The 6,565-nt window shown below is 41.0% G+C and carries 7 protein-coding genes, 1 pseudogene and 1 riboswitch; of the genes and pseudogenes, 6 read left to right on the top strand and 2 right to left on the bottom strand.

The window, feature by feature from the left end; translation table 11 throughout:
• Positions 1-12 precede the first annotated feature (12 nt).
• A riboswitch (SAM riboswitch) is annotated at positions 13-115 on the bottom strand.
• 84 nt (positions 116-199) lie between these two features.
• A complete protein-coding gene (locus tag GGR02_RS11550; protein WP_183185047.1) occupies positions 200-691 on the bottom strand; it encodes a YajQ family cyclic di-GMP-binding protein in 492 nt (163 codons plus the stop codon).
• Positions 692-774: 83 nt separating this feature from the next.
• Between GGR02_RS11550 and GGR02_RS11555 the strand changes: the two genes are divergently transcribed.
• From GGR02_RS11555 to GGR02_RS11565, 3 genes are all read left to right on the top strand, one after another.
• Positions 775-1,632 (top strand): CvfB family protein, encoded by an 858-nt coding sequence (locus GGR02_RS11555; protein ID WP_221210831.1) that lies wholly within the window; start codon positions 775-777, stop codon positions 1,630-1,632.
• A 107-nt stretch (positions 1,633-1,739) separates the two neighbouring features.
• Positions 1,740-2,717: a BMP family lipoprotein gene (locus tag GGR02_RS11560; RefSeq protein WP_183185049.1), complete on the top strand. Its 978-nt coding sequence runs from the start codon at positions 1,740-1,742 to the stop codon at positions 2,715-2,717.
• 15 nt (positions 2,718-2,732) lie between these two features.
• The gene (locus GGR02_RS11565; protein WP_183185051.1) at positions 2,733-4,394 is read left to right on the top strand and encodes a methyl-accepting chemotaxis protein; all 1,662 of its coding nucleotides are present in this window, start codon (positions 2,733-2,735) and stop codon (positions 4,392-4,394) included.
• A 542-nt stretch (positions 4,395-4,936) separates the two neighbouring features.
• Here GGR02_RS11565 and GGR02_RS11570 read toward each other — a convergent pair.
• A complete protein-coding gene (locus GGR02_RS11570; protein ID WP_183185053.1) occupies positions 4,937-5,335 on the bottom strand; it encodes a DUF5412 domain-containing protein in 399 nt (132 codons plus the stop codon).
• Between the two features lie 185 nt (positions 5,336-5,520).
• On the opposite strand from GGR02_RS11570, the gene GGR02_RS11575 reads away from it, so the two are divergent.
• The 3 genes and pseudogenes from GGR02_RS11575 to GGR02_RS11585 form a co-directional block, all read left to right on the top strand.
• On the top strand, positions 5,521-5,937 hold the full coding sequence (locus GGR02_RS11575; protein ID WP_183185055.1) for a polymorphic toxin type 44 domain-containing protein: 417 nt from the start codon (positions 5,521-5,523) through the stop codon (positions 5,935-5,937).
• Positions 5,915-6,175 (top strand): hypothetical protein, encoded by a 261-nt coding sequence (locus GGR02_RS11580; RefSeq protein WP_183185057.1) that lies wholly within the window; start codon positions 5,915-5,917, stop codon positions 6,173-6,175. Before GGR02_RS11575 ends, GGR02_RS11580 begins: the two co-directional genes overlap by 23 nt.
• 106 nt (positions 6,176-6,281) lie before the next feature.
• A pseudogene (locus GGR02_RS11585) lies at positions 6,282-6,565 on the top strand (IS4 family transposase); the annotation flags it as partial.

The following is a 6,565-nucleotide window of genomic DNA, read 5'->3' on the forward strand; positions in this document are numbered from 1 at the left end:
TTGCGTTTCTCCTTCTTATCTTTCAAGCGAACCGCTTGTCTGGAATTAGCACCTTGACGTCGGTCAGGTTGCTGAAGGTTCACAGGGCCAGTCCCTCCCCTTCTCTCGATAAGAGCACGTATACGGTTTATACATAAATGTAACTGATTTTTTCGAAATATTCAACTATTGTTTACAAAAAAGAAGGCGTAGCGCCTTCTTAACGGTAGTTGACAAATTGTACATCGATTGGCAAATCGGCTTCGCGGATGGCAGCGATGACTTTTTGTAAATCGTCTTTGCTTTTGCCGCTGACGCGAATTTGGTCTTCTTGAATTTGGCTTTTTACTTTTAAGCCTGTGTTTTTAATGATGGTGTTGATTTTTTTCGCGTTGTCTTTGTCGATGCCTTGGACGAGTTTCGCCCGTTGGCGCACCGTTCCGCCAGAGGCAGGTTCGATTTTTCCGTATTGAATGTTTTTCGTCGGAACGCCGCGCTTAATCAGTTTACCAATTAATACGTCTTTTAATTGTTCTAATTTGAACTCGTCGTCGGAAATTAAAATGAGCTCCTCTTTTTCGAGCGAAATATCGCTTTTGCTGCCTTTGAAGTCATAGCGGTTTTGAATTTCTTTTAACGCAATGTTCACCGCATTAGTGACTTCGGAAAGGTCTACTTTTGACACAATATCAAATGAACTTTCTTTTGACATACAATACCTCCAACGATTTGGTCATTTTGTTTCCATTATAGTAAAATGAAGCATGAGAAACAATAACAAAAGGAAGATGCGTAATGATAGCAGGAGAGATGATGACATTAACGGTAAAGAGAGAAGTGCCGTTTGGGTATTTTTTGACCGATGGTACAGAAGAAGTGTTGCTTCATAAGAGCGAAACAGAGCATGCACTTACAGTAGATGAAGAAGTGACGGTCTTTTTGTACCATGACCATCAAGGGCGGCTATGTGCGACAACGAAAACGCCAAAAATTACGAACGATACGTACGATTGGGTCGAAGTTGTCGATGTGATGCCAAAGTTAGGGGTGTTTGTCAACATCAGTATTTCGAAAGATGTACTCGTATCGATCGATGATTTGCCGCCGCTTTTGGAATTATGGCCAAAGCGTGGGGATGAACTATATTGTTCATTAAAAACAGATAAGCGAGGGCGGCTATTGGCGCAGCTTGCGACAGACGAGGTCATGAGGCAATTAGCAGTAAAAGCACCGGAATCGGTGTTTAATCAAAATATTCGCGGACGTGTGTATCGGCTAATAAAAGCTGGTGCCTTTCTTTTTTCCGATGTCGGTTATATCGGGTTTATTCATGAATCACAGCGTCGCAAAGAACCGCGCCTTGGTGAACTTGTGGAAGGGCGGATCATCGGGGTGAAAGAAGACGGGACGGTGAATGTGTCGCTTCTTCCGCGCAAACACGAAAGTTTAGATGAAGATGCGGACAAGATTTACCGCTATTTAGAAAGCCGCGGGGGGGCGATGCCGTATCATGATAAAAGCGATCCAGAGGACATTAAAGCGCGCTTTCACATGAGCAAAGCCGCCTTTAAACGAGCATTAGGACGTTTAATGAAAGCAAAAAAAATATATCAAGAAAACGGCTGGACGTATATTACGAAAGAGGAAGAGTGAAAAAAGCGGAGCGAACGTGCTTCGCTTTTTTTCTTAAGAAACTAAAAACATTTTAGGAAATAACCGATAAAAAGAATGGATATTTTTACTGTGAAAGGACGAGGGAAATGAAACGATTCCGCCTAATCGTGGCAATGATGCTAGTAATCAGTCTTTTTGCTGGTTGTTCAGCACAGGAAGGAGTAAAACCGAAAAAACGGATAAAAATAGGGATTATGTTGTCTGACGTCGGACTTGGTGATCAATCGTTCAGTGATTCTGCCTTCCGCGGATTAATGAAAGCGCGGGATGAACTTGGCATCATTTTTGATTATCGGGAGCTGCAGGATACGAAAACGTATGAGCAAGGATTAAAGGAGTTAGTAGAGGAAGGAAACGATATCGTTATCGGGCTTGGGTTTATGGTGCAGCAAGATTTAGAAAAAGTCGCGAAACGATATCCGAAGCAAAAATTTATTTTAATTGACTCTGTGTCGAGTTTGAAAAACGTCACATCGATTACGTTCAAAGAAGACGAAGGCAGCTTCCTTGCAGGGATTGTCGCGGCCATGACGACAAAAACGAATAACATCGGATTTATCGGTGGGGCAGATGTACCGCTTATTCGTAAATTTGCCGTCGGATTTGAAAAAGGGGTGCATGCGCTAAAACCAGCCGCTACTGTCGAGATGGTATATGCCGGCGATTTTGGAAATGACAAACTCGGAGCGAACATTGCAAAAGGAATGTTTGCGAAAGGATGCGATGTCGTATATACGGCGGCAGGGTTTACGGGAGTTGGTGCATTAAAAGAAGCAGAGGCGCACGGTGTTTACGCGATTGGTGTAGATAGCGATCAATATTTTTACGCCGAAAAAGCCGTCGTCACCTCGATGGTCAAAAATGTGGACGTGGCGTTATTCACTGTTTTAAAACAATATGCAGAGAAAGGGAAGTTAGAAAGCGGAACGGTGCAGCTTGGGTTGAAAGAAAACGGGGTTGGTCTTGCGCCGATTCGCGTGGTGCCATGGAGCGAACCGCAGCAAAAACTGGTCGAGCAATGGAAAGAAAAAATTGAAAATGGCGAAGTCACAACGAATGAATAGAAAAGGGGAATTGCAATGACCATTCGAAAAAAGCTATGGCTTCATTCGATTATTTCTATTTTACTGTCGATGGGCATAATGGGATTTATTATCGTCAATATGTTGTCCATTCAAGCGACGAATAAAGACGTTGTACCGATGCTATTGACGGTGCAGCAAACGCAAGCAACGATGAAAGCGGCAAAACAAAGCTTAAACAATTTTGCGTATAATACGACAGAGGGGAATAAGCAAGAGGTAACGGCGCGAATGGCTGAAACAGAACAGTTATTAAAAAAATTAGACAACATGTTAACGCAAAAAGAGTTTCGTACGTTGCTTGCTAAGGCGAAACAAAAATTTGCTGACATACATAACCGTGCCGATGCTGCGTTAGAGAGCCGCGATGCGTCAGAAACGAGACGGCAAGCGATGCGCATTGAAGGAGCGATTAATGACTTGCATGTCTTGCAGCTATATACGAATGATTTTTATGCGGCACTGCAGCAAGACTTGCAAGGGCAAATTCGGTTTGTTGTATGGACGGCAGCGATTGGCAGCGTGTTACTTTTATTACTTTCAGGCGGAAGCAGCTTACGGCTTACCCGCTCAATTACGAAGCCGTTAGAACGGCTAGCGAATAATGCCAAAGAGATTGCCAACGGAAATTTATTCGTAGAGCGAATTTCTTATACACATAAAGATGAAATTGGCGAACTAAGCGCCTCATTTAATATGATGGTCGATGAACTCCAACGGTTGCTTCATTCCGTTGACGAAGCAAGCAAGAAGGTAGAAACGTTTGCGAAAGAAATCGAAAAAGAAAACCAACTGTTAACCGAAATTAACCGTCAAGTAGCCGTATCGACGAACGAGTTATCATCTGGTGCCCAAAATATTTCCGAAGAATTGCAACAAGCAGTGCTGTTGATAGAAAAGATGGATGAAACGTTCGCACAAACGGCAGAACGAACAGCGCAAACAGCGCAGTATAGCCATATGGCGGTAGAAGCGATTCGCAATGGACAAATGGCCATTGAACAACAAGAAAAATTTATTCGTGATAACGCAGAGGCAACGGCATTAATTGAAAAAGAAACGAACGAGTTTACGGCATATGCGTTAAATATCGAGCAAATGGCGAAAGCGGTATCGGACATTGCCGAACAGACGAATTTGCTCGCGTTAAATGCCGCAATTGAGGCAGCGCGGGCGGGAGAAGCGGGGAAAGGCTTTGCAGTCGTTGCGGAAGAAGTGCGGAAATTAGCAGAGCAGTCCGCGCAAGCGACGAAGCAAATTTTTTCCACCGTTTCGCAAATTAAACATGGGGTCGAATCGGTCGCTTCAGCAGTAGCGCAAGGCGTAAAAATTGCCGAACAACAATCGCAGTCAATTTCTGAAACGGCTTTGGCATTTGCAGAAATCGAAACGAAAGTTGCTGGTATTTCGAATGACATTCAATCGTTAGTGACAGCGATGGCGGCATCAAAACAGTTAGGGGAACAAGTGTTGCAAAACGTCGAGAGCATTAGTGCGGTTGTGGAAGAATCGGCAGCTGGAAGCGAAGAAATTGCGGCTTCGATGTCTGAGCAGCTCACCGCATTTGAAAATATGGCAGAAAAAGTTACAATGATGCGGCAATTGACCGATGAACTACAAGCGGTGATGGAGAAGTTTCAGACGGATAAACTTCGATAGAAAGGGAACCTTTAAAAACTGTGTCATTCGCAGCGTCATTTCTACCCTGCAAAAAACGGAAAGTCGGTTTAGGAATCGCTGGAAAGACTTCTAAGTGGGGAGTTTCTCCAAAAGATTCTCCACTCCTCTTAGGGCATTTTCGATACCGGAAATGCCCTGTTGGTGCTGGATTCTAAAAATCTCGCTAGTATTGGGCTGAATGGACACAATCGAATTCTGTTCAGTTTTATTTAGCGGCCACAGGTGTTCATACAGAAGTCATTACTTTAAAGTGCATGTACACGAGTGTTGATTATCCATCATTTTACTAAAAACACAGAATCATATGACTGAACACAAGCTTTTCTGCCTCTTCCCTCGAACAAGAACGCCGGCGGGCAAATGTCATTTGCCCGCAAAGCGTTCGTTGTTCGAGGAGGGCATGCTAATACTCCCAGTCGGCAAGCGAACCGCTTGTCGACTACGGCAGAAAAGCTAGGAATAGAGTGATGTGAACTGGTTTTTAATGGTTAATCAACACGCCTGGTGCATGTATATAGTATTTACTTCCTTCTCCAATCATACACATCTTTTCTAACATCTAGCCTTTCCCCATTAATTACAACTACATAGTTACTTTCCCATTCTACAATAGCTTTATCGATTTTATACGCCCAATAAATATTTTTTCTCTTATTACTTTTATTATTAACAAGTTCACCCCTAATAGAATACGAAGTAGTGGCGCCACTATCTACTCTATATATTTCAATAGTGTATGTTTTATTAGGGGAATCAAATTTACTAATAAATTCACCTTTTGGTAAATTAGACATAGAAAACATAAAATGGTAAACAAAATAGGAAACAATACCGGCTAATACTAATAAAACAATAAGGCAGCCAGCTAAAGTATTTTGTTTAGTTTTCTTAATTATCAAATCTTCATTTTTATTTTCCATATAAACCCCTTATTATTTAAAAATTATCTTTACAACCATCATTATAACAAATATTGAAAAATATTAAAATAAATATAATTTATTATTTTTTCGTAATTTACACTTTTTTATAATTACATTTTGTTATATAATTGTTAATAATTTATAATATTTAGAAATTATTATTGGGATTTAGGGGGATAAAAATGAAAAAATTATTTTCAATTATTGTTTCTTTAGTATTACTAATATTAATTGGTAATACATACCACACACCAAAAGCGCGTGCTGCTGTACCAACTCCTGATATTACTAGTGAATTTAGCTATAAAATGAGGAAAAATGCGCTTTATATGGCCTATTATGCACTAAATGATAAAACGTATCCGATAGGCACTGGATTAGAATTTGCAAGTAAAGTTAGACCAGGTGGTGAGTGGGATTATAAACAAACGTATGGAGCAACCACTACATACATTTTTGGTGGTATGACTGTAAGAGGAGAAGATTTAGGAAATATGCATTATGGATACGTTGGAAGTGCATCAGGATTTAGTTCAACCTTGCTAAAATCGGCTGCCGGAGCTGTTCAAATTTATAGTGGAACATCAAACTTATTTTGACGATCCTAGAGACCAAACTTTTATAAGTAAAGGCATTAGTTACTGGGAAAACGGAAATTTACCTACTAAATCGACATCTTCATTGATCTTGCAGTCCGACGGAAATGAAAATCTCAGAACAACATTTACTGAGTTAGACTTTAGCGAACTTACAAAAGAAGAAAAGGAAGCTATCAAGAGAAAAGCAGAGGAAAACACAAAGATAATTTTAGAAGAACTAAATAAAAATAACAAATAGTCAGGCGTGTTGATTAACCAATAATATCCATAAAAAGCATAGAAAAAAGAGCACCTTTCCTGTAGAATGTAAGTAGCTACACAAACAAACCTAGGAGGTGCTCTCTATGCACAAGCATACCACACTCCCAAATTTGATGCAAAAAATTGTTTCCGCTGAAGATCTACAGTCGATTACCGAAGCCGTTGGTTACCACGACACTTCGCGGACGTTTACGGTGCGCACATTGGTTGATTTTTTTCTGTTGGCGGCACTCCACGAATGGAAAAGTTTCCGTCATGGTGCCGATGTGGCAAAGATGTATGGATTGCCGACGTTTCATTACTCGACGGTTTCTAAGAAAGCGAAAGAAGTTCCGTACGAGGTGATGAAGCGCTTATTTGCTTTGGT

It is taken from the genome of Anoxybacteroides voinovskiense, from assembly GCF_014196205.1.
Lineage (GTDB): Bacteria > Bacillota > Bacilli > Bacillales > Anoxybacillaceae > Anoxybacteroides > Anoxybacteroides voinovskiense.